Origin of the sequence: Mycobacterium sp. (genome assembly GCF_039583785.1) — a bacterium.
Taxonomy (GTDB): domain Bacteria; phylum Actinomycetota; class Actinomycetes; order Mycobacteriales; family Mycobacteriaceae; genus Mycobacterium.
The window spans coordinates 18111-38125 of sequence record NZ_JAVKSG010000024.1 but is presented as its reverse complement, the minus strand read 5'-3'; the positions used below and the strand labels follow the sequence as shown (position 1 = coordinate 38125).

General features: G+C 67.9%; 18 protein-coding genes. 8 read left to right on the top strand and 10 right to left on the bottom strand.

Features of this window, described 5'->3' with window-relative positions:
* Nucleotides 1-148: 148 nt before the first annotated feature.
* Nucleotides 149-1333: a M20 family metallopeptidase gene (locus ABDV69_RS10165; protein WP_343573786.1), complete on the top strand. Its 1185-nt coding sequence runs from the start codon at nt 149-151 to the stop codon at nt 1331-1333.
* Nucleotides 1330-2502: a M20 family metallopeptidase gene (locus ABDV69_RS10160; protein ID WP_343573784.1), complete on the top strand. Its 1173-nt coding sequence runs from the start codon at nt 1330-1332 to the stop codon at nt 2500-2502. Before ABDV69_RS10165 ends, ABDV69_RS10160 begins: the two co-directional genes overlap by 4 nt.
* A gap of 57 nt (nt 2503-2559) precedes the next feature.
* Here ABDV69_RS10160 and ABDV69_RS10155 read toward each other — a convergent pair whose 3' ends face one another.
* Nucleotides 2560-3033, bottom strand: coding sequence for a gamma-glutamylcyclotransferase (locus ABDV69_RS10155; RefSeq protein ID WP_343573783.1), 474 nt, complete (start codon nt 3031-3033; stop codon nt 2560-2562).
* Nucleotides 3034-3156: 123 nt separating this feature from the next.
* On the opposite strand from ABDV69_RS10155, the gene ABDV69_RS10150 reads away from it, so the two are divergent.
* The 3 genes from ABDV69_RS10150 to ABDV69_RS10140 all read left to right on the top strand — a co-directional run bounded on the left by ABDV69_RS10150 (nt 3157) and on the right by ABDV69_RS10140 (nt 7243).
* Nucleotides 3157-4563: an NAD(P)H-quinone dehydrogenase gene (locus ABDV69_RS10150; protein ID WP_343573781.1), complete on the top strand. Its 1407-nt coding sequence runs from the start codon at nt 3157-3159 to the stop codon at nt 4561-4563.
* A gap of 77 nt (nt 4564-4640) precedes the next feature.
* The gene (locus ABDV69_RS10145; protein WP_343573779.1) at nt 4641-6377 is read left to right on the top strand and encodes a glycerol-3-phosphate dehydrogenase/oxidase; all 1737 of its coding nucleotides are present in this window, start codon (nt 4641-4643) and stop codon (nt 6375-6377) included.
* Complete coding sequence (locus tag ABDV69_RS10140; RefSeq protein ID WP_343573778.1) at nt 6374-7243, top strand: pseudouridine synthase; 870 nt, start codon at nt 6374-6376, stop codon at nt 7241-7243. The genes ABDV69_RS10145 and ABDV69_RS10140 overlap by 4 nt, the downstream gene beginning before the upstream one ends.
* On the opposite strand, the gene ABDV69_RS10135 is transcribed toward ABDV69_RS10140, so the two are convergent.
* The 4 genes from ABDV69_RS10135 to ABDV69_RS10120 form a co-directional block, all read right to left on the bottom strand.
* Nucleotides 7240-7458, bottom strand: coding sequence for a hypothetical protein (locus ABDV69_RS10135; RefSeq protein ID WP_343573777.1), 219 nt, complete (start codon nt 7456-7458; stop codon nt 7240-7242). The genes ABDV69_RS10140 and ABDV69_RS10135 overlap by 4 nt on opposite strands.
* Before the next feature lie 261 nt (nt 7459-7719).
* Complete coding sequence (gene nei2, locus ABDV69_RS10130; RefSeq protein ID WP_343573776.1) at nt 7720-8475, bottom strand: endonuclease VIII Nei2; 756 nt, start codon at nt 8473-8475, stop codon at nt 7720-7722.
* A 3-nt stretch (nt 8476-8478) separates the two neighbouring features.
* Nucleotides 8479-12981, bottom strand: a complete 4503-nt coding sequence (locus ABDV69_RS10125) for an ATP-dependent helicase (RefSeq protein ID WP_343573816.1) — start codon at nt 12979-12981, stop codon at nt 8479-8481.
* A 54-nt stretch (nt 12982-13035) separates the two neighbouring features.
* Nucleotides 13036-13692: a TetR/AcrR family transcriptional regulator gene (locus ABDV69_RS10120; RefSeq protein WP_343573775.1), complete on the bottom strand. Its 657-nt coding sequence runs from the start codon at nt 13690-13692 to the stop codon at nt 13036-13038.
* A 260-nt stretch (nt 13693-13952) separates the two neighbouring features.
* Here ABDV69_RS10120 and ABDV69_RS10115 point away from each other — a divergent pair, with 260 nt between their 5' ends.
* The 3 genes from ABDV69_RS10115 (at nt 13953) to ABDV69_RS10105 (ending at nt 15769) form a co-directional block, all read left to right on the top strand.
* Nucleotides 13953-14336, top strand: a complete 384-nt coding sequence (locus ABDV69_RS10115; RefSeq protein ID WP_343573774.1) for a hypothetical protein — start codon at nt 13953-13955, stop codon at nt 14334-14336.
* Between the two features lie 222 nt (nt 14337-14558).
* Complete coding sequence (locus ABDV69_RS10110; protein WP_343573772.1) at nt 14559-14978, top strand: anti-sigma factor; 420 nt, start codon at nt 14559-14561, stop codon at nt 14976-14978.
* Nucleotides 14975-15769, top strand: a complete 795-nt coding sequence (locus tag ABDV69_RS10105) for an RNA polymerase sigma factor SigF (protein ID WP_343573770.1) — start codon at nt 14975-14977, stop codon at nt 15767-15769. Before ABDV69_RS10110 ends, ABDV69_RS10105 begins: the two co-directional genes overlap by 4 nt.
* On the opposite strand, the gene ABDV69_RS10100 is transcribed toward ABDV69_RS10105, so the two are convergent.
* From ABDV69_RS10100 to ABDV69_RS10080, 5 genes are all read right to left on the bottom strand, one after another.
* A complete protein-coding gene (locus ABDV69_RS10100) occupies nt 15749-16204 on the bottom strand; it encodes an STAS domain-containing protein (RefSeq protein ID WP_343573768.1) in 456 nt (151 codons plus the stop codon). The genes ABDV69_RS10105 and ABDV69_RS10100 overlap by 21 nt on opposite strands.
* 224 nt (nt 16205-16428) lie before the next feature.
* Entirely contained in the window at nt 16429-16764 is a 336-nt protein-coding gene (locus tag ABDV69_RS10095) for a hypothetical protein (protein WP_343573814.1), read from the bottom strand.
* Nucleotides 16765-16771: 7 nt separating this feature from the next.
* Nucleotides 16772-18574 carry an acetyl/propionyl/methylcrotonyl-CoA carboxylase subunit alpha gene (locus ABDV69_RS10090; protein WP_343573765.1) on the bottom strand — a complete coding sequence of 601 codons (1803 nt, stop codon included), beginning with the start codon at nt 18572-18574 and terminating at the stop codon, nt 16772-16774.
* A 103-nt stretch (nt 18575-18677) separates the two neighbouring features.
* Entirely contained in the window at nt 18678-19103 is a 426-nt protein-coding gene (locus ABDV69_RS10085) for a SufE family protein (RefSeq protein WP_343573762.1), read from the bottom strand.
* Nucleotides 19103-19993 carry a sulfurtransferase gene (locus ABDV69_RS10080; RefSeq protein ID WP_343573760.1) on the bottom strand — a complete coding sequence of 297 codons (891 nt, stop codon included), beginning with the start codon at nt 19991-19993 and terminating at the stop codon, nt 19103-19105. Before ABDV69_RS10080 ends, ABDV69_RS10085 begins: the two co-directional genes overlap by 1 nt.
* Nucleotides 19994-20015: the final 22 nt, after the last annotated feature.

The following is a 20015-nucleotide window of genomic DNA, read 5'->3' as shown; positions in this document are numbered from 1 at the left end:
CGGCGATCACGTCGTCCGAGCAGACCGGTGGTCTCGACCGCATCCTGGCTCATCTCGGCCGCTCGCCGCGGTGGGAGCCGTCCGTCGTGGCGGCCGACCGGAACTAGTCGTTGTGACCGCCGGCGACGGGCGGTGAGATACTGCGACGATGGTTTCAACCCCGGCGCCGGATCGCGTCGACGACACGGTGCGGCGCCGCAGCGGCGACCTCGTCGAGTTGTCGCACGCGATTCACGCCGAGCCGGAGTTGGCGTTTGCCGAGCACCGCAGTTGCGCGAAAGCGCAAACCTTGGTGGCCGAGCGCGGTTTCGAGGTCACCGCGGCGGCGGGCGGTTTGGACACCGCGTTTCGTGCCGACTTCGGCAGCGGTCCGCTGACCGTCGGCATCTGCGCCGAGTACGACGCGCTGCCCGGCATCGGTCATGCGTGCGGCCACAACATCATTGCCGCGTCGGCGGTCGGCGCGGCATTGGCACTGGCCGATGTCGCCGACGAGCTGGGTCTTCGGGTGTCGTTGCTCGGCACTCCCGCCGAAGAATTCGGTGGCGGAAAAGTGTTGCTGCTGCACGCCGGGGTGTTCGACGATCTGGCGGTGTCGGTGATGGTGCACCCGGGCCCGGTGGATATCGCGGCCGCCCGCTCGCTGACCCTGTCTGCGATCCGGGTGGTCTACCGCGGCAAGGAATCTCACGCATCGGCCGCGCCGTTCCTGGGTGTCAACGCCGCCGACGCGGTCACCGTCGCACAGGTGGCGATCGGGTTGCTGCGCCAGCAGTTGGCACCCGGGCAGCAGATGCACGGCATCGTCTCCCAAGGCGGGCAGGTCGCCAACGTCATCCCCGCGCACACCGAGTTGCAGTACACGATGCGGGCGACCGACGCGTCGTCGCTGGCTGACCTGGAAGCCAAAGTGGGCGACTGCTTTTTGGCCGGCGCGGTGGCTACCGGCTGCGACTTTCACATCGAGCACACCGAGCCGATGTACGACGCGCTCAAGCCCGACCCCTGGCTGGCCGAGACTGTCCGCGCCGAGATGGTCCGGCTCGGTCGCTCGCCTCTTGCGAAGGAATACGAGGCGGCGGTCCCGCTGGGCAGCACCGACATGGGCAACGTCACCCAGCTGATGCCCGGCATCCACCCGATGGTCGCCGTCGACGCCGGCGGTGCGTCGTTGCATCAGCCCGACTTCACCGCGGCCGCCGCCGGGCCGTCCGCCGACAGGGCGGTCGTCGATGGCGCAATCATCTTGGCGCGCACAGTTGTTCAGCTCGCCGAAGCGCCGGAACAACGCGACCGGGTGCTGGCCGCACACGCGCAGCGGGCGGCGTCATGAGCCTGCGCCACATCGCCGCTTCCTGGCTGGCCGCGCACGACGATGACCTCGTCGGCTGGCGCCGACACATCCACCGCTACCCGGAGTTGGGTCGTCAGGAGTTCGTCACCACGCAGTTCGTCGCCGAGCGGCTGGCCGCGGCCGGGCTCAACCCGAAGGTGCTGCCCGGTGGCACCGGCCTGACGTGCGATCTCGGCCCCGATGGGGAGCCGCGCGTCGCACTACGAGCCGACATGGACGCGCTGCCGATGGCCGAGCGGACCGGAGCTCCGTACACCTCGACGATGCCCAATGCCGCGCATGCCTGCGGCCACGACGGGCACACCGCGATCCTGCTGGGGACCGCGCTGGCTCTGGCCGGTGCGCCGGAGTTGCCGGTCGGGGTCCGGTTGATCTTTCAGCCCGCCGAGGAGCTGATGCCGGGCGGGGCGATCGACACGATTACCGCGGGTGCGATGTCGGGCGTCAGCCGGATCTTTGCGCTGCATTGCGACCCCCGGCTGGAGGTCGGCAAGATCGCGGTGAAGGCAGGCCCGATCACCTCGGCCGCCGACATGATCCACATCAGCTTGACGTCGCCGGGCGGGCACACCTCGCGGCCGCACCTGACCGGCGACCTGGTCTACGGGCTGGGCACGCTGATCACCGGGCTGCCCGGCGTGCTGTCCCGCCGCATCGATCCGCGCAACAGCACCGTGATGGTGTGGGGCGCAGTCAATGCCGGCGTGGTGGCCAATGCGATTCCGCAGAGCGGCACGCTGTCCGGCACGGTCCGCACCGCCAGCCGCGAGACCTGGTTGGGCATGGAAGACGTCGTCCGCGAGACGGTGGCGGCGTTGTTGGCGCCGCTGGGCATCGAGCACACCCTGCAGTACAACCGCGGCGTTCCACCGGTGGTCAACGAGGAGGTGTCGACCCGCATCCTCACCCACGCCATCGAGGCGATCGGGCCCGATGCCCTGGCCGACACCAAACAATCCGGCGGCGGCGAGGACTTCTCCTGGTATCTGGAGGAAGTGCCGGGCGCGATGGCCCGCCTCGGCGTGTGGTCGGGTCACGGCCCGCAATCGGACCTGCACCAGCCGGACTTCGACCTCGACGAGCGCGCTTTGGGAATCGGCGTGCGGTTGATGGTCAACATCGTCGAGCAGTCCGCCGTGCTGGGCTGACTTTGTCCCGTGCGAGCGTGCGCACAATGCCAAACACGCATTCCCGCGGAGAGCGGTCTAGGTTCCCGGGCCGACGTTACGAGCCGGGCAAGTGCGAATTTTGTGCACGTATTCACTTGGTGCACCGGCAATTTCGGCGGCGTCGGCCATCACGCCGATGTAGCGCGCCGACGGTAACCCACCTTCCCAGGCGTCCACCACATACAGCCAGGCCAGCACCGGATCGGTGGTCGTGTCCGACGACAGGCGTTCCACCCGGCAGCGGATTTTCTTGTGGATGCCCAGCTCAGAGCCTTCCCAGCGGTCCAGGTTGTTCTCGTCGGCTGAGGTCATGTCGTAGAGCACGACGAAGACCTTCGAGCCGGGATCCTCGACGACGGTGGCCAGGGCGCCATCCCAGCCGATGTCCTCGCCGCCGAAGGTCAGTCGCCATCCGTGCAGCCAGCCGGTTCCGGCCATCGGTGAATGGGGTGCACGCTGCTGCATCTGCTCGGGATGCATGTTCGAGCCGTAGGCGGCGTAAAGCGGCACGGAGGAATCTTAAACGGCGGCTGCTGGCGCGGGGCATATCCGCAATGTTCGCGGTGTCATGGTCCCGCTCCTGCCCGGCCGCCGCGGCTGCATCGTCGCCGGAGCCGGACTAGGTTATGTGACGTGGCGAGCCGCATCGTGATCATCGGGGGAGGACCGGCCGGTTACGAGGCCGCATTGGTCGCGGCGGCACGCAACGCCCACGTCACCGTCATCGACTCGGACGGAATCGGCGGCGCGGCGGTGCTCTTCGACTGTGTGCCGTCGAAAACCTTCATCGCATCGACTGGCGTGCGCACCGAACTGCGCCGCGGGCCACATCTGGGCTTCGACATCGACATCGAAGCCGCCAAGATCTCGCTGCCCGAGATCCATCAGCGCGTCAAGCGGCTGGCCGCCGACCAGTCCGCCGACGTCAAAACGCAGCTGCTCAGCGCGGGCGTCGAGGTGATCGCCGGGCACGGGGAGTTCGTCGATACCGCGCTGGGTCTGGCTACTCATCTGGTCAAGGCGACCGCCCCGGACGGCAGCACCAGTACCCATCACGCCGACGTGGTGCTGATCGCGACCGGTGCCAGCCCCCGCGAGCTACCGACCGCGCGGCCCGACGGTGAGCGCATCCTGACCTGGCGTCAGCTCTACGACCTGGACGCGCTGCCCGAACACCTGATCGTGGTCGGCTCCGGTGTTACCGGTGCCGAATTCGTGCACGCCTACACCGAATTGGGCGTCGATGTGACGGTGGTGGCCAGCCGCGACCAGATCCTGCCCTACGAGGACGCCGACGCGGCCGCGGTGCTGGAGCGGATCTTCGCCGAGCGCGGCGTCAAGCTCGTCAAGAATGCCCGCGCCGACTCGGTGACCCGCACCGATACCGGCGTGCTGGTGACTCTGGCCGACGGCCGCACGGTCGAGGGCAGCCACGCGCTGATGACGATCGGCTCGGTGCCCAACACCGGCAACCTGGGCCTGGAGCGGGTCGGCATCGAACTCGGGGGTGGCAACTACCTGACCGTCGACCGCGTCTCCCGCACGTCGGTGTCCAACATCTACGCCGCCGGCGACTGCACCGGCCTGCTGCCGCTGGCCTCGGTCGCCGCGATGCAGGGCAGGATCGCGATGTGGCACGCGCTCGGCGAGGCCGTCACGCCGATCCGGCTACGCACGGTCGCCGCCGCGGTGTTCACCCGGCCCGAGTTGGCGGCGGTAGGAGTTCCGCAATCGGCCATCGACGACGGGTCGGTGCAGGCTCGAACCATCATGCTGCCGCTGCGGACCAATGCGCGGGCCAAGATGTCCGGGCTACGGCACGGATTCGTCAAGATCTTCTGTCGGCAGGCCAGCGGGGTGGTGATCGGCGGCGTGGTGGTGGCACCGATCGCCTCGGAGCTGATCCTGCCGATCGCGATGGCTGTGCAGACCCGGCTCACCGTGAACCATCTGGCCCAGACGCTGAGCGTCTACCCGTCGCTGTCGGGTTCGATCACCGAGGCGGCACGGCGGCTGATGGCGCACGACGACCTGGACTGACCCGTGGCAGTTAGACCAGGTCAGGTAGCCTGGGGGCCAGCGACCTACTGGTGAGTAACCGACAGGAGACTTGTGTCGTGAGCGACCCGAATCGCGTCCCGGCGAGCTTTTTGGGCCCCGAACAACGCGCCTCCGCGTGGCAGCGCCTCGGCAGCGAGCAGTTCGACGTCGTGGTGATCGGCGGCGGCGTGGTGGGATCGGGATCCGCCCTGGATGCTGCAACCCGCGGGCTGAAAGTGGCCTTGGTGGAAGCCCGTGACTTCGCCTCCGGCACGTCGAGTCGGTCGTCGAAGATGTTTCACGGTGGGCTGCGGTATCTCGAGCAACTGGAAATCGGTTTGGTGCGTGAGGCGCTGTTCGAGCGCGAATTGTCCCTGACCACCCTGGCGCCGCACCTGGTCAAGCCGTTGCCGTTCCTCTACCCGTTGACCAAGCGCTGGTGGGAGCGCCCGTATGTGGCGTCTGGCATCATGCTCTACGACCAACTCGGCGGCGCGAAATCTGTTCCCGCGCAAAAGCATTTGACTCGGGCCGGCGCTTTGCGGTTGACGCCGGGCCTGAAGCGCAGTGCGTTGATCGGCGGTATCCGCTACTACGACACCGTCGTCGACGACGCCCGGCACACGCTGACTGTCGTGCGGACGGCCGCCCACTACGGTGCCGTGGTGCGGTCGTCGACTCAGGTGGTGTCGTTGCTGCGCGAAGGCGACCGGGTCACCGGCGTGCGGGTCCGCGATTCCGAGGACGGCGCGGTGACCGAGGTGCGCGGCCACGTGGTGGTCAATGCGACCGGGGTCTGGACCGACGAGATTCAGGCATTGTCCAAGCAGCGCGGGCGATTTCAGGTGCGCGCTTCCAAGGGCGTGCACATCGTCGTCCCGCGGGACCGGATCGTCAGCGACGTCGCGATCATCCTGCGCACCGAGAAGTCGGTGATGTTCGTGATCCCGTGGGGAAACCACTGGATCATCGGAACCACCGACACCGACTGGAATCTGGACCTCGCCCACCCGGCCGCCACCAAGGCCGACATCGACTACATCCTCGGCACCGTCAACACCGTGCTGGCTAATCCGTTGAGCCACAACGATATCGACGGCGTGTACGCGGGCTTGCGGCCACTGCTGGCGGGGGAGAGCGAGGAGACCTCCAAGCTGTCCCGCGAGCATGCGGTCGCGGTGCCGGCACCGGGTCTGGTCGCCATCGCCGGCGGCAAGTACACCACCTACCGCGTGATGGGCGCCGACGCGATTGACGCTGCGGCGCAATATATTCCGGCCAGGGTCGCGCCGTCGATCACCGAGAAGGTGCCGCTGCTGGGCGCCGATGGCTACTTCGCGCTGATCAACCAGACCGAGCACGTCGGCGCGCTGGAGGGGCTGCACCCGTACCGGGTGCGTCATCTGCTGGACCGTTACGGCTCGCTGATCAACGAAGTCTTGGCGCTGGCCGCCGACCGCCGCGACCTGCTCGCCCCGATCGCCGCCGCCCCCGGTTACCTGCGGGTCGAGGCGGCCTATGCCGTGGCTGCCGAGGGCGCGCTGCACATGGAAGACATCCTGGCGCGCCGTACCCGCATCGCCATCGAGTACGCCCACCGTGGCGTCGACTGCGCCCGCGAGGTGGCCGACATCGTCGCGCCCATCCTGGGCTGGACCGCAGCCGACGTCGACTGCGAGGTCCAGATGTACACCGCGCGGGTCGAGGCCGAGGTGCTGTCGCAGACCCAGCCCGACGACGCGTCCGCCGACGCACTGCGGGCCAGTGCTCCGGAGGCCCGCGCCGAGATCCTCGAGCCGGTGCCCCTGAATTGAGGCCGCCACCGCTGCCGCCCCGCGACGGACTGGGACCGGCGCGGCTGCGGGTGCGCGGCGGGCCGCTGGGCGAGGAGCTGACCAGCAGGTTCGGCCCTGAAGTCGCTGCCAAAGCAGCCGTCGGCGAAGTGGTCGACCAGCATGGCGCGGTGCTGGATCCCGCCACCGTGTTGCCGGCCGGTGCGGTCGTCTACCTCTACCGCGAACTGCGCGACGAGGTCGTGGTGCCCTTCGACATCCCGGTGCTGTACCGGGACGAGAACATCGTGGTTGTCGACAAGCCGCACTTTTTGGCCACCATGCCGCGCGGGCGCCACGTCGCGCAGACCGCACTGGTGCGGTTGCGCCGGGAATTGGGATTACCCGAGCTCAGCCCGGCTCACCGGCTGGATCGGCTGACCGCCGGGGTGTTGCTGTTCACGACTCGCCGCGAGGTTCGCGGTGCTTATCAGACGCTGTTCGCCCGAGGTGCGGTCCACAAGACGTATCTGGCCCGCGCCGCGACGGACCCGGACCTGGCTTTTCCGCGTGAACTGCAAAGTCGAATCGTCAAGCGCCGCGGCCAGTTACAAGCCGTCGTCGAACCGGGCGAACCGAACGCGCAGACCCTGGTGGAGCTGTTGTCGGTCGATGGGCTGTACCGGCTCACACCGCGGACCGGTCGGACTCACCAGCTTCGGGTGCAGATGGCCGCGCTGGGCACACCGATCTATGGCGACCCGCTTTATCCAGAGGTGATCGACGTCGCCGCCGATGATTTCTGCACGCCGCTGCAGCTGCTGGCTCAGCGCATCGAGTTCGAGGATCCGCTGACCGGAGCCCGGCGCCGGTTCGTCAGTGCGCGACGGTTGGGTTCCTGTCGCTAGCAGCGCTCGACGCCGGGGCTGATCAGCGACAGGTCGTGACCGACCAGGACGTGGCCGGGCCGCGCCGACGCGACGGGCGCCGGAGCGGGCGTCAGCCGTACCGACGAGGCCGCCGAGGTGACCGCGCTGCGCGCCTGACGCGCCCAGTCGGTCCGACCGGTGGCGGCGGTCAGATCAGCGAAGCGTGCGCTGACGAAGTCTTGCAGTGTTTTCATGTCGTCCGTCCTTGAGAAAGTACCGGGCACAAAGTTCAACGTTTGGGTAGCCATTTTTGGCGCTACCTAGCGGTTTTTGTGATCAAGCTCATCTCATCTGACGGCGTGCGACCCAAGTCACGTCATCTGCAACATCGATCCCGGCGTTGCTTCCACGGTATGCGTCGCGCGTCATCTATGTCGGAGGCAGCCGTCAACACTGGGTGAACCTTTTCGGGTGAACCTTCTCGGCGCACCGACCGTCGGTGGGGTGCCGGGCATTTAGCGTTGGCAGCCAGGGCACCAATACGCTATCCGTTCGCCGCTGTCGTCATAGTTGATCGGTGTGCCACAGCGACGGCAAGCCTGCCCGCGACGCCCATACACCCACACCTGCCGACCGGGTCGGGTGTCGCCGGTGGTGCGGCGATTTTTCCGTAAACGATTGACCCACAACATGTCACGCGCGCGGACTACCAGACGGTGCGGGTCGGCGATGGCGCTGACGGGCGCCGTGGGCAGGTGCCCGCTGAGGAAACACAGTTCGTTACAGAAGACGTTGCCGATACCGGCCAGCAGGCGCTGGTCGAGCAGCGCCTCGGCGATCGGCCGATCCGGGTCTGCGGTCAGATTGGCCGCGGCTACCTGCGCGTCCCAATCCTCGCCGAGCAGGTCGGGTCCCAAGTGGTCGACGACGTCGTCGTCGTGATCGCGCTGCAGGATCTGCAAGATGCCCAGATCGATGCCGATTGCCCGAATGTCACTGACTTCCAGGATGATTCGAACCCGGTGGTCGACTCGTCGGCCTTTCGATGTGATCCGCCAGGCGCCGTCCATCTTCAAATGCGAATGGATGCTGGCGGGTCCGACTCGGATGAACAGGTGCTTGCCACGGCTGCGTACCTCGTCGACGACCTGGCCGGTCAGGTCGACGGTGGCGTAGCGAGGAACCCGCACATCGCAGCGGGTCAGGGTGTGACCGACCAACGCGGTCCGCAGTTTCTCCGCGGCGCGATAGACGGTGTCACCCTCAGGCATGGGTTATCGCAGTCGCAGCCCGCGCGGCGTGCGGGAGAACCCGGCGTCGGTCAAGGCCGTGGCCACCGGCGCAGCTACCTCCGACGCCAGCACCGATGCGCCGTTGATGCGCTCGATCAGGATCGAGTTGACCTGCCCGGCCGCGACCAAATCGGCGAGTGCGACCGCCGCGGCGTGGTTGGCCTCCGCGGTGTGGTCGGCGAAGCTCAATATCGACTTCCCGCCGCGCTCCAGGAAATACACCAGTTCACCGTCGACCAGGACGACGAGCGCACCGGCCTTGCGGCCCGGCCGGGCGGCGCTGTCCTCGGTCGAGCGCGACGGCCAGGGCAGTGCGGCGCCATAGGGGTTGGCCGGGTCGGCGGCGGCCAGCACCACCGCACGGTATTCCGGTCGCTGCGGATCGACGCCGTCGAGGTAACTGCGCAACCGGTCGACGGTTGATGACACCGCGAACTGAGCGCCGCCGAGCGACTCCACGAAGTAGCCGCGCTGGCATCGGCCGGAGTCCTCGAATGCCGTCAGAACCTTGTAAAGCATGGCAAAGCCGCCGGGCACTCCCTCGGCGGCGACCGCACCCTTGGTCAGCACACCGTGCCGGCTCAACAGCAGCTCCGCCTGGTGGTGGCCACGAGTGGTGGAATCCGGCTCGGGTGCCGGCAGCGCGGACCAGCGGCCGCCGACGGTCGGATCGGCGGCCCGCGCCTGCGGGTTTGCCACCTGAAAGCGACTCAGCCGCGGCGGGCGCTTGGCACGGCCCGGGCGGTGTGCGGGTGCGGAACGTTTGCGGCCCGGTGTCCCGGACAACAGCGCGCGCACCGGCGCGAATGTGTCGCCAGTGACCGACCCGGACCAAATCAGCTCCCACAGCGCGGCTTTGAGCTCGGTCTCGCCGATGCCGTGTTGCGCCAGCTGCCGGAAGAAGAAGGCGCCACCACCGGCGAGCGTGTCCAGGATCGCGCGGTGGGCCGCGGTGTACTCGATCTGCGAAGCTGCGGCCAGCGTCAGCGGCGCGGTGTCGGCGCAGTGGAACGCGACCCAGCCGTCGCTGCCGGAGATCGATCCCGCACCCGACCACAGCACCTCCCCGGAGGCCAGCAGCTCGTCGAGCAGAGCGGGGGAATAGTCGCGGACCCGCGGCGCCAGCACCAGTGATTCGATCGCCGACGCCGGCAGGGGGACACCGGCGAGTTGATCGATGACGGCTAGCAGGCCGTCCAGCCCGGAATTGGGTGGCGAGCCGGGACCGACGCCATGCCAGGCTGGCAGGAACCTCGCATAGGCGCTGGTGCTGACCGGCTCCACCTGCGCCCGCAGCGCCGCCAGCGATCGACGCCGCAGAATCCGCAGCACCTCGGCGTCGCACCATTCATCGCCTGCCGCGTCGGTGGAGAACTCGCCGCGAACCAGCTTGCCGTCGGCTGCCAGCCGGGCGAGCACGTCGGCCGCGACGCGCAGCCCCAGCCCGAATCGGCCCGCGACGTCGGCGGTGGTGAACGGCGCACGGGTGCGTGCATATCGGCTCAGCAGTTCACCCAGGGGGTCGGCGACCGCTTCGGTGAAGCTGGCCGGCACCCCGACCGGCACCGCGACCCCGACCCCGTCGCGCAGTCGGCCGATGTCCTCGATCGGCACCCACCAACTGCTTCCGGCGAACGACACCGGTAGCGCGCGCTTGGCGGCGTACAGCGCTTCCAGCCAGCCGCCGACATCGGCGCCGCCGGCGCGGGCGGCCACCTCCTCGGCGGTCAACGGGCCGAGCAGCCGCAACAGGTCGGCGACCGCCTCGGCGTCGCGGGCTGCCCGGTCCGGCGTCAGATGCTGCAGCTGCCGGCCGGTGCCGGCGACGACGTCGGGGTCGAGCAACTCGCGCAGCTCGACCCGGCCCAGCAACTCGGCCAGCAGCGTGGGGTCCAGTGCCAGCGCCGCCGCGCGACGCTCGGCCAGCGGGCTGTCGCCCTCGTACATGAACGCCCCGACGTAGCCGAACAGCAACGAGGTCGCGAACGGCGACGGCGTCGCGGTCTCGGTCTCGACGACGCGGATCCTGCGGGCGGCGATGTCGCCCATCAGCCCGGTCAGCGTCGGCACGTCGTACACGTCCTGCAGGCACTCGCGGACCGTCTCCAGCACGATCGGGAAATCCGGATACTTGCGGGCCACGTCGAGCAGCTGAGCCGCCCGCTGGCGCTGATGCCACAGCGGGGACCGCTTGCCCGGGTGCCGCCGCGGCAGCAGCAGCGCACGCGCCGCGCACTCCCGGAACCGCGAGGCGAACAACGCTGAACCCCCGACCTCGGCGGTGACGATCGGGTCGATCTCGTCGGCGTCGAAGACGAACAGCTCGGCACCCGGGGGTGCCTCGAGCCCCGATTCGGAGACTGTGTCGGGCAGCCGCACGACGATGCCGTCGTCGGAGGCGGTGGGCTTCTCGTCGATGCCGTAGCGGTCGCGCAGCCGCCGGCTCACCGCCAGCGCCAGCGGGCCGTGCACCCGTAATCCGTAGGGGGAGTGCAGGATCACCCGCCAGTCGCCCAGCTCGTCGCGGAACCGCTCGACCAGCAGCGTGACGTCGGTGGGCACCACGTTCGTGGCGGTGCGCTGGTCGTCCAGCAGGCGCCACAGGTTCTCGGTGGCATAGGAGTTGAATCCGAGATCTGCGCAACGGCTTTCGAACGGGCCTCGATGCAGGGCGGCCAGCTCGCCGGTGAATGCACCGACCGCGCGACCGAGTTCGGCGGGGCGCCCGGAATCGTCGCCGCGCCAGAACGGCAGCCGGGCCGGCTCGCCCGGCGCCGGGATCACCAGTACCCGGTCGTGGGTGATCTCGGTGATTCGCCAACTGGTGGCGCCCAACGCGATGACATCGCCCGGCCGCGACTCGTAGACCATCTCTTCGTCGAGTTCGCCTACCCGAGAAGGACTTTCGGAGTCGGTGGCCAGGTAAACGGTGAACAGGCCGCGGTCCGGGATGGCGCCGCCGGAGGTCACCGCGAGCCGCTGCGCGCCCGGCCGGGCCGTCACGGTGCCGTTGTCGCGGTCGTACACCAGACGTGGCCGCAATTCGGCGAACTCCGTCGACGGGTACTTACCGGACAGCAGGTCCAGTGTCGCTTCGAATGCGCTGTGCGGCAGCGCCGCAAACGGCGCGCTGCGCCGGACGGTGTCGAACCAGCGGTCGACGTCTAGCGGCTCCAACGCCGACGCGGCCACGGTGTGCTGGGCCAAGATGTCGAGCGGGTTGGTGGGCACCCGCGTCGTCTCGATCTGGCCGCTGAGCATGCGCTGTACCGTCACCGCGCACCCGATCACATCGGTGCGGTGCTTGGGGAACAGCACCCCTTGTGAGATCTCGCCGACCTGGTGTCCGGCGCGGCCGATGCGCTGCAGGCCGCTGGCCACCGACGGCGGTGCCTCCACCTGTACGACGAGGTCGACGGCGCCCATGTCGATGCCGAGTTCCAGACTCGAGGTTGCCACCACCGCCTTGAGTCGCCCCGATTTCAGGTCCTCTTCGACGATGGCGCGCTGTTCCCTGCTGACCGAGCCGTGGTGAGCTCGGGCCAATGGCGCGGCTGGGTGGCGACCCGCCGCGCCGGGCTCGGCCGCGCTGGTGCGCTCGGCGTGAATTTCGTTGAGCCGGGCGGTCAATCGTTCGGCCAGCCGTCGCGAATTCGCGAACACGATCGTCGAATTGTGGGTCTCGACCAGGTCGACCAGTTGCGCCTCGACGTCCGGCCAGATGCTGCCGTTCTCCAGGTTGGCCATGTCGGGGACCGGGACCTGCACCGACAACTCGAACGTCTTCTCCGTCGGCGGGCAGACGATCGTCGTGGGGGAGGATCCCGACAAGAAGCGGGCCACCTCTTCGGGTGGGCGCACGGTCGCCGACAACCCGATCCGCTGCGCCGGCCTGGGCAGCATGTCGTCGAGCCGCTCCAGCGACAGGGCCAGGTGCGCACCGCGTTTGGTACCGGCGATGGCGTGCACCTCGTCGACGATCACAGTCTGTACCCCGGCCAGAGTCTGCCGGGCCGCCGAGGTCAGCATCAAAAACAGCGACTCGGGCGTGGTGATCAACACGTCGGGCGGGTTGCTGACCAGTTGCCGACGCTGGGCCGGCGGCGTGTCGCCGGATCGCAGGCCGACGGTGATCTCCGGCGCGGGCAGACCTTGTTGTGCGGCGACGCGCGCCATCCCGGCCAGCGGCGTGCGCAGGTTGCGCTCGACGTCGACAGCCAGCGCCTTGAGCGGCGAGATGTAGAGCACCCGCGTGCCGGGATTACGTTCGCGGCGCGGCGCACCGGCCAGCGCGTCGATCGCCCATAAGAAGGCGGCCAGCGTCTTGCCCGAACCGGTCGGGGCGATAACCAGGGTGTGGTGGCCGTCGGCAATCGCCGACCACGCAGCGGCCTGCGCGGGCGTCGGTGCGGCGAACGTACCGGCGAACCAGTCGCGGGTGACGACGCTGAAAAGCCCCAGCGCCGCCAAGGGATTGTCAGGCACAGGGGTCACCCAGTCATCATGACAACGGGGTACGACACAGTGCGTTCGGGCCGGTCAGCGTTGGTCGGGCGCGACCGCCTTGGCTAACGCCTCGGGAATGTTCTTCACCCGGATGATCGCGTCGAGCAGCGAGTGAGCGCAGGAATCGCTGAGCTGGCCCGCGTCGGTCTCCGGGTGGATGATGCGTTGCCGGCAGACCTCGAAGGTCAGCGCCAACCAACCGTGGATCACGATGTGCAGGTCGCGTTCGACCTCGTCGTCGATTTGGCTTCCGGACCCGTCGACCTCGAGGATGCGGCCCATGATGTGTTCCATCTGGCGGTCTTTGGCCTCGTCGTCGATGCCGAGCAGGACCGGGTCGGAGCGACCGATTCCGACGTAGGCCGCCCAGGCCGCGTGCGGGTGCTCCTGGTGGTATTGCATATATGCCAACACGCCATCTCGGACCTCCTCGAAGAGGTTCTGACCAGGGGTCGGAAACGTATTCGTGGTCTCGAAAAGCCGGTCGGCCTGCCCCTTGACGACTGCCGCGAAGAATGCCCGCTTGTCCGGGAAGTAGTGGTACATCAAGGCCCGCGAGACGCCCGCACGTTCCGCGATCTCGTCGATGCGGACCTCGTCATAGGGCCGTTGACCGAAGACTTCCGCGCCCAACGCGAGCAGCTCGGCGCGACGGTCGTCCGGCGATAACCGGCGCCTTGGCGTTCGCATACAGCAGACTTTACTTGTCGATCCACTGTGCAGGCCGGCAACGCTCTCGAAGCCCTGCAATCTTGTTTGCGGCTGGGCGGGCGGCGCTGGCCGCGGCGAGTCCAGTGCTGCGGTATCACGAAATCGCCGCGGAGGCCGTCCTTGTCATCGGTCTGCGCTGCGGGCGCAGGCGAACACGCCTGAGCTGGTTTGGCGCCCGCGCCGCGCTGGGTACACGTCACTAACGCCGGTGGGCGTGTGACAGCGACAAAGGACCTTCGATGCAGACTCAACAGCACCCTTCGCCGGGCGACCGCCTCGGGCAAGTAGACAACGATGTGCACCACGCAGTGCGGTATGCCGTGCTGGCCGGCATGGCCGGTGTGGGGTATGTCATCGTCGCCGCGTTGTGGGACAGCACCTGCAAGGGTGCGATGTCAGTCGATACCGCGGCCTGTGGCGTTCCTCAACTGACGATCTTGGCGTTCGGCGGACCGTTGATCCTGTTCGCGGCTGGCGTATGGGCTTTCATCCGTACCTATCGCGTCTGGCGTAACGAGGGAACCTGGTGGGCTTGGCAGGGGGCGGGATGGCTGCTGATGACGCTGATGGTGGTCACGCTGACCGTGGGCGCTCCGCTCGCGGGACCGGTGCTCGCCGGGTGAGTTGGCGCAGACCGAGATGACACTTACGGTGGCGCCGTCTGGTTTGATTCGTCGACGCTTGTGGGTACTGGGTCTGAATCGGTCGCTCGATCATCGGGGACCGAATACGAAAGCGATGACACAGATGCCCACCGCGATCAACCCTAAGGTCACTAGGCCGCGATCATGACTAACCAGCTCGAGCGCGAGGGTACTGTCGGTCAAACTATGCTGGGAGGCCCGATGACCGTTGCTGCGAAACAGGTAAAGGATCAGCAACGCGGCGATCGCTCGATCGAATTGCGGGTGGCGGCGACGCTGGAGAACCTGGCCCTGCTAAGGACACTGGTCGGAGCGGTCGGCACTTTCGAGGATATGGACTTAGACGCCGTCGCCGATCTGCGACTTGCGGTCGACGAGGTGTGTACGCGCTTGATTCGCTCGGCCGTGCCCTGCGCGACCCTCGAGATAGTGATCGACCCGCACGACGACGAACTGCGGATCGAGGCCTCGACGACGTGCACCACCGACGATGTGGTGACCCCGGGCAGTTTCAGCTGGCACGTCCTGACGTCGCTGGCCGACGACGTCCAGACCCATCAAAATGGCAAAGGCGTTTTCGGTATCGCGCTGACCACCCGACGGGCGGGCGCTCACAGGTGACAGCGCGAGCTGTCGGCGGTTCTTCCACTTCTCGTCCCAACGAATACGCCGACGTTCCCGACATGTTTCGCGAGCTGGCGACCCTCAACGCCGGCTCATCGGACTTCCAGCGTCATCGAGACAAAATCGTCGAGCGCTGCCTGCCGCTGGCCGATCACATCGCCCGCCGGTTCGAAGGCCGTGGTGAACCGCGCGACGATCTGGTTCAGGTGGCGCGCGTCGGACTGGTCAATGCGGTGAAGCGATTCGACGTCGAAACCGGTTCCGACTTCGTCTCCTTCGCGGTGCCCACCATCATGGGTGAGGTTCGCCGGCACTTCCGGGACAACAGTTGGTCGGTCAAGGTTCCGCGGCGGCTGAAAGAGCTGCACTTGCGGCTTGGAGCCGCGACCGCGGATCTGTCGCAGCGGCTGGGCCGCGCGCCGACCGCGACCGAACTGGCCCGCGAACTCGAGATGGACCGGACCGAAGTCGTCGAAGGACTGGTCGCGGGCAGCTCCTACAACACCCTGTCGATCGACAGCGGCGGCAGCAGCGCCGGCGACGAGGAAGCGCGCGCGATCGCCGACACCCTGGGTGATGTCGACACCGGCCTGGAGCGCATCGAGAACCGTGAGGCCTTGCGACCGCTGTTGGAGGGATTACCCGAACGCGATCGGACCGTGCTGGTGCTCAGGTTCTTCGACTCGATGACGCAGACGCAGATCGCCCAGCGAGTCGGCATCTCGCAGATGCACGTCTCGCGGCTGCTGGCGAAGTCGCTGGCCCGGTTACGGGACGAGCTGGAATAGCCGGTTCTGGCCTGGGTCCTCGTCGTCGACGGCCGGCACTGCGCGTACCGACCTGATCAACGGCAGCGCGCTGTCGGGGTCGCAGATCCGAAGCAGCCGAGTCACCGCTCTGCTCGGCACCACGGCCCAGCGCAGCTTGGCGACCGCACACCTGACGTTGATCAGCTGCAGCGCCGAAAAGCCAGCTGTGCCACAGAATTCCAGTCCGCTGAGGTCTACCACCACCGGGGTGGAATCGGCGATGCAGAGATCGACGTAATCGGCGAACTCGGTGGCATTGGATGCGTCGAGTTCACCGTCAGCGGTGACGACCACCCCGTCTGTGCCCCATTTCGCGCTGAAACGGGCGGAGTGGTTCTCCCGTCCGGGTGGTGGTAGCGCCGCACCGGTTCCACGAACCGGTGCAGTGGTCTTTGGAAAATCGACAGCCATCATGCGACTCCATCAGTCGACTAAGCGTTCTGTGGATCACGTCAAGCGGATTTGGTGCCGCGCGCGAGGAAAAGCTCGGGATTTGGAGCCTTCCCATGCGTCAATTAACGCTGTTCCGGGCGGCTGGTAACTCAACCTTGATGCGACAATACTCCGGCTGTTAGGTGCCGACAACTTGTCAGAGTCTTTCTCAGGAAGCCTGGTCAGCGGCCTGCAGACGCTCGCAGTCAGTCCGAGTTGTGTGATGGCACAACGATAGCGGCGGCGAATCGCCGAACCGATTCGGCCGCCGCGCCGGCAGCGTCGTCATGCCCGGCGCGGGCATGGCTGACGATGTCTCCGGACGCCCGATCAAGTGTCACCTCGGCCAGCAGTTCACCGGTCGTGGGCTCGCAGACTGCCCACGAGTAGCGCGAGTCCGCAGACCATTCGGCCACACTGCGTGCGACGTGGTCCGGATCGGTTGCACCGAGTTCGGCCAACGCGGGACGGTCGTCGATGCGATCGTCGGCACGCAGGCCGCGCAGATACCACTGCCCGGCGTTGATCTCGATCGGGTCGATGACCGGACTACTTGATCTCGGCGAGCACCGTGCCCTGGGTGATGGCGGCCCCGGGTTCGACGGCCAGGCCGGTGATGACGCCGTCCTTGTGCGCCGTGACCGGGTTCTCCATCTTCATGGCTTCCAGGACCACCACCAGGTCGCCGGTCGAAACCTGTTGTCCCTCTTCGACAGCCACCTTCACCACGGTGCCCTGCATCGGCGCGGTCACGGCATCGCCGGACGCCGCCGCGCCGCCGGCGGCACCGCGCTTGCGTGCTTTGGGCTTCTTCCTGATAACGCCGCTGACGCCGGCCGAATCGCCACCGCCATTGGACAGCGCCAGATCGCCCGGCAGCGACACCTCGAGGCGTCGGCCGCCGACCTCGACGACGACCTTCTGCCGCGGCAGGGGCTCCTCCCCGTGGATGGGCTCGCCGCCGGTGAAGGGCTCGACGGTGTTGTTCCACTCGGTCTCGATCCAGCGGGTGTGCACCGAAAAGCCGTCATCGTCCCCGATGAAGGCCGGGTCGGACACCACCGCCCGATGGAACGGGATGACGGTGGCCAGTCCCTCGACGTGGAATTCGTCCAACGCGCGGCGCGAACGCGCCAGCGCCTCTTTGCGGGTGGCGCCGTACACGATCAGCTTGGCCAGCATCGAGTCGAACTGGCCGCCGATCACCGAGCCGGCCTCGACGCCGGAGTCCAGCCGCACGCCGGGCCCGCTGGGTGTCTCGTAGCGGGTGACCGGGCCCGGGGCGGGCAGGAAGCCGCGACCGGCGTCCTCGCCGTTGATCCGGAATTCGATCGCGTGCCCGCGCGGGGTGGGGTCTTCGGTGATGTCGAGTTTGTCGCCGTTAGCGATCTTGAACTGCTGCAGCACCAGGTCGACGCCCGCGGTCTCCTCGGTGACCGGATGCTCGACTTGCAGCCGGGTGTTGACCTCCAGGAACGAGATCAGGCCGTCCTGGCCCACCAGGAACTCCACCGTGCCGGCACCGTAGTAGTGCGCTTCGCGGCAGATCCGCTTGGCCGACTCGTGGATCTCCTTGCGCTGCGCGTCGGTCAGGAACGGCGCCGGCGCCTCCTCGACGAGCTTCTGGAACCGGCGCTGCAGCGAGCAGTCACGGGTGCCGGCGACGACGACGTTGCCATGCTGGTCGGCGATCACCTGCGCCTCGACGTGGCGGGGCTTGTCCAGGTAGCGCTCGACGAAGCACTCGCCGCGTCCGAACGCGGCCGTGGCCTCGCGGACCGCCGACTCGTACAGCTCGGGGATCTCCTCGATGGTGCGGGCGACCTTCATGCCCTTGCCGCCGCCGCCGAAGGCGGCCTTGATCGCGATCGGCACGCCGTACTCGTTGGCGAAGGCGACCACCTCGTCGGCGTCCTTGACCGGGTCGGGCGTGCCCGGCACCAGCGGGGCCTGCGCGCGGGCTGCGATGTGGCGGGCGGTGACCTTGTCGCCGAGGTCGCGGATCGACTGCGGGCTGGGCCCGATCCAGATCAGGCCGGCGTCAATCACCGCCTGGGCGAAGTCGGCGTTCTCCGACAGGAAGCCGTAGCCGGGGTGGATCGCGTTGGCGCCGGACTTCTCGGCGGCCTCCAGCAGCTTGCCGAAGTCGAGATACGACTCGGCCGAGGTCTGGCCGCCCAGCGCGAAGGCCTCGTCGGCGAGCTTCACGTGTGGGGCGTCGGCGTCGGGCTCGGCGTACACCGCCACGCTGGGCAGACCCGCGTCCTTGGCCGCGCGGATGACCCGCACCGCGATCTCACCGCGGTTGGCGACAAGAACTTTCGAGATCGTCGAGCTGGCGTGACTGGCCACTTCGCCTCCTGGTGCGCACGTCGTCATGTTGTCTAAGAGAAATTCTTACAAGCCGGTTCGGGGGAAGTTTAGGCGGCGCGCCGTGAGTGGCAAGACCCGGTGTCTACTTCTCCGCGGACTCGCGCAGCCGACGCTTGATTCGGGCCAGCATCGCCGACAGGCCGCGCAGCCGCAGCGGGCTGATCAACTCGGCCAGGCCCAGATCGACGTAGAAGTCCTCGGGCACCGCCAGAATGTCGGCGGCGGGCTGCTTGTCCAGGCCGGCGGCCAGGATCGAGGCGAAGCCACGGGTGGTGGGAGCTTCGGCCGGCGCGCTGAAGTACAGCCGCACCCGGCCCGGATCTTCGGCGTCAAGGTGCAAAAACAGCGGCGATTGGCACTCGACAACCGGCTCCATCGCGGCTTCTTCGAGGTCGGCGGGCAGCGCTGGCAGGTCGTTGGCGAACTCCAGCAGCAGGTTCAGCTTGTCCTGGCCCTGGAGCTCGCCGAAATCGGCGAGCACCTCGGCCAGCGGCTCGGGCATGCTCATCAGGCGGGGACGGCGCCCGGGTTCTCACCGGCGACGATCGGCACTCGCACGGCGTTGCCCCACTCGGTCCACGAACCGTCGTAGTTGCGCACGCCGGGAATGCCCAGCAGGTGAGTCAGCACGAACCAGGTGTGGCTGGACCGCTCGCCGATGCGGCAGTAGACGACCGTCTTGTCGTCCGGCTCTAGAAAATCGTAGAGCCGTTCCAGCTCGTCGCGTTTGCGGAACCGCCCGCTGTCGTCGGCAGCCTTGCCCCAGGGAATCGACTGTGCCGTCGGGATGTGTCCGGCGCGCAGTGCGCCTTCCTCGGGGTAGTCGGGCATGTGGGTGCGCTTGCCGGTGTATTCCTCGGGAGAGCGCACGTCGATCAGCGGCCCGGTGCCCAGGGCGGCCAGCACGTCGTCTTTGTAGGCACGGATCGGTGCGTCGTTGCGTTCCACGACGGGGTAGCCCGAGGAGGTTCGGTTCGGAACATCCAAGGTGGTGTCGCGCCCGTCGTGCATCCACAGGTCGCGTCCGCCGTTGAGCAGCCGGACGTCTGGGTGGCCGAATAGCGTGAAGACCCACAGCGCGTACGCGGCCCACCAATTGCTCTTGTCGCCGTAGATCACCACGGTGTCGTCGCGCGAGATGCCTTTGCGGTCCATCAATTCCGCGAATTGTCTGCCGTCGATGTAATCCCGCACCCGCGGGTCGTTGAGGTCGGTGTGCCAGTCGACTTTGACCGCGCCGGGGATGTGGCCGACGTCGTAGAGCAGTACGTCTTCATCGGACTCGACGATGGCGAGTCCGGGCCGACCCAGGTTGCCGGCCAGCCAGTCGGCCGTCACCAGCCGCTCCGGGTGCGCGTAGGCGCTCAGCGTGGGGCTGGGGTCTGCTGGTAGGGGCACACCGCGAGCCTACCTGGCGGTC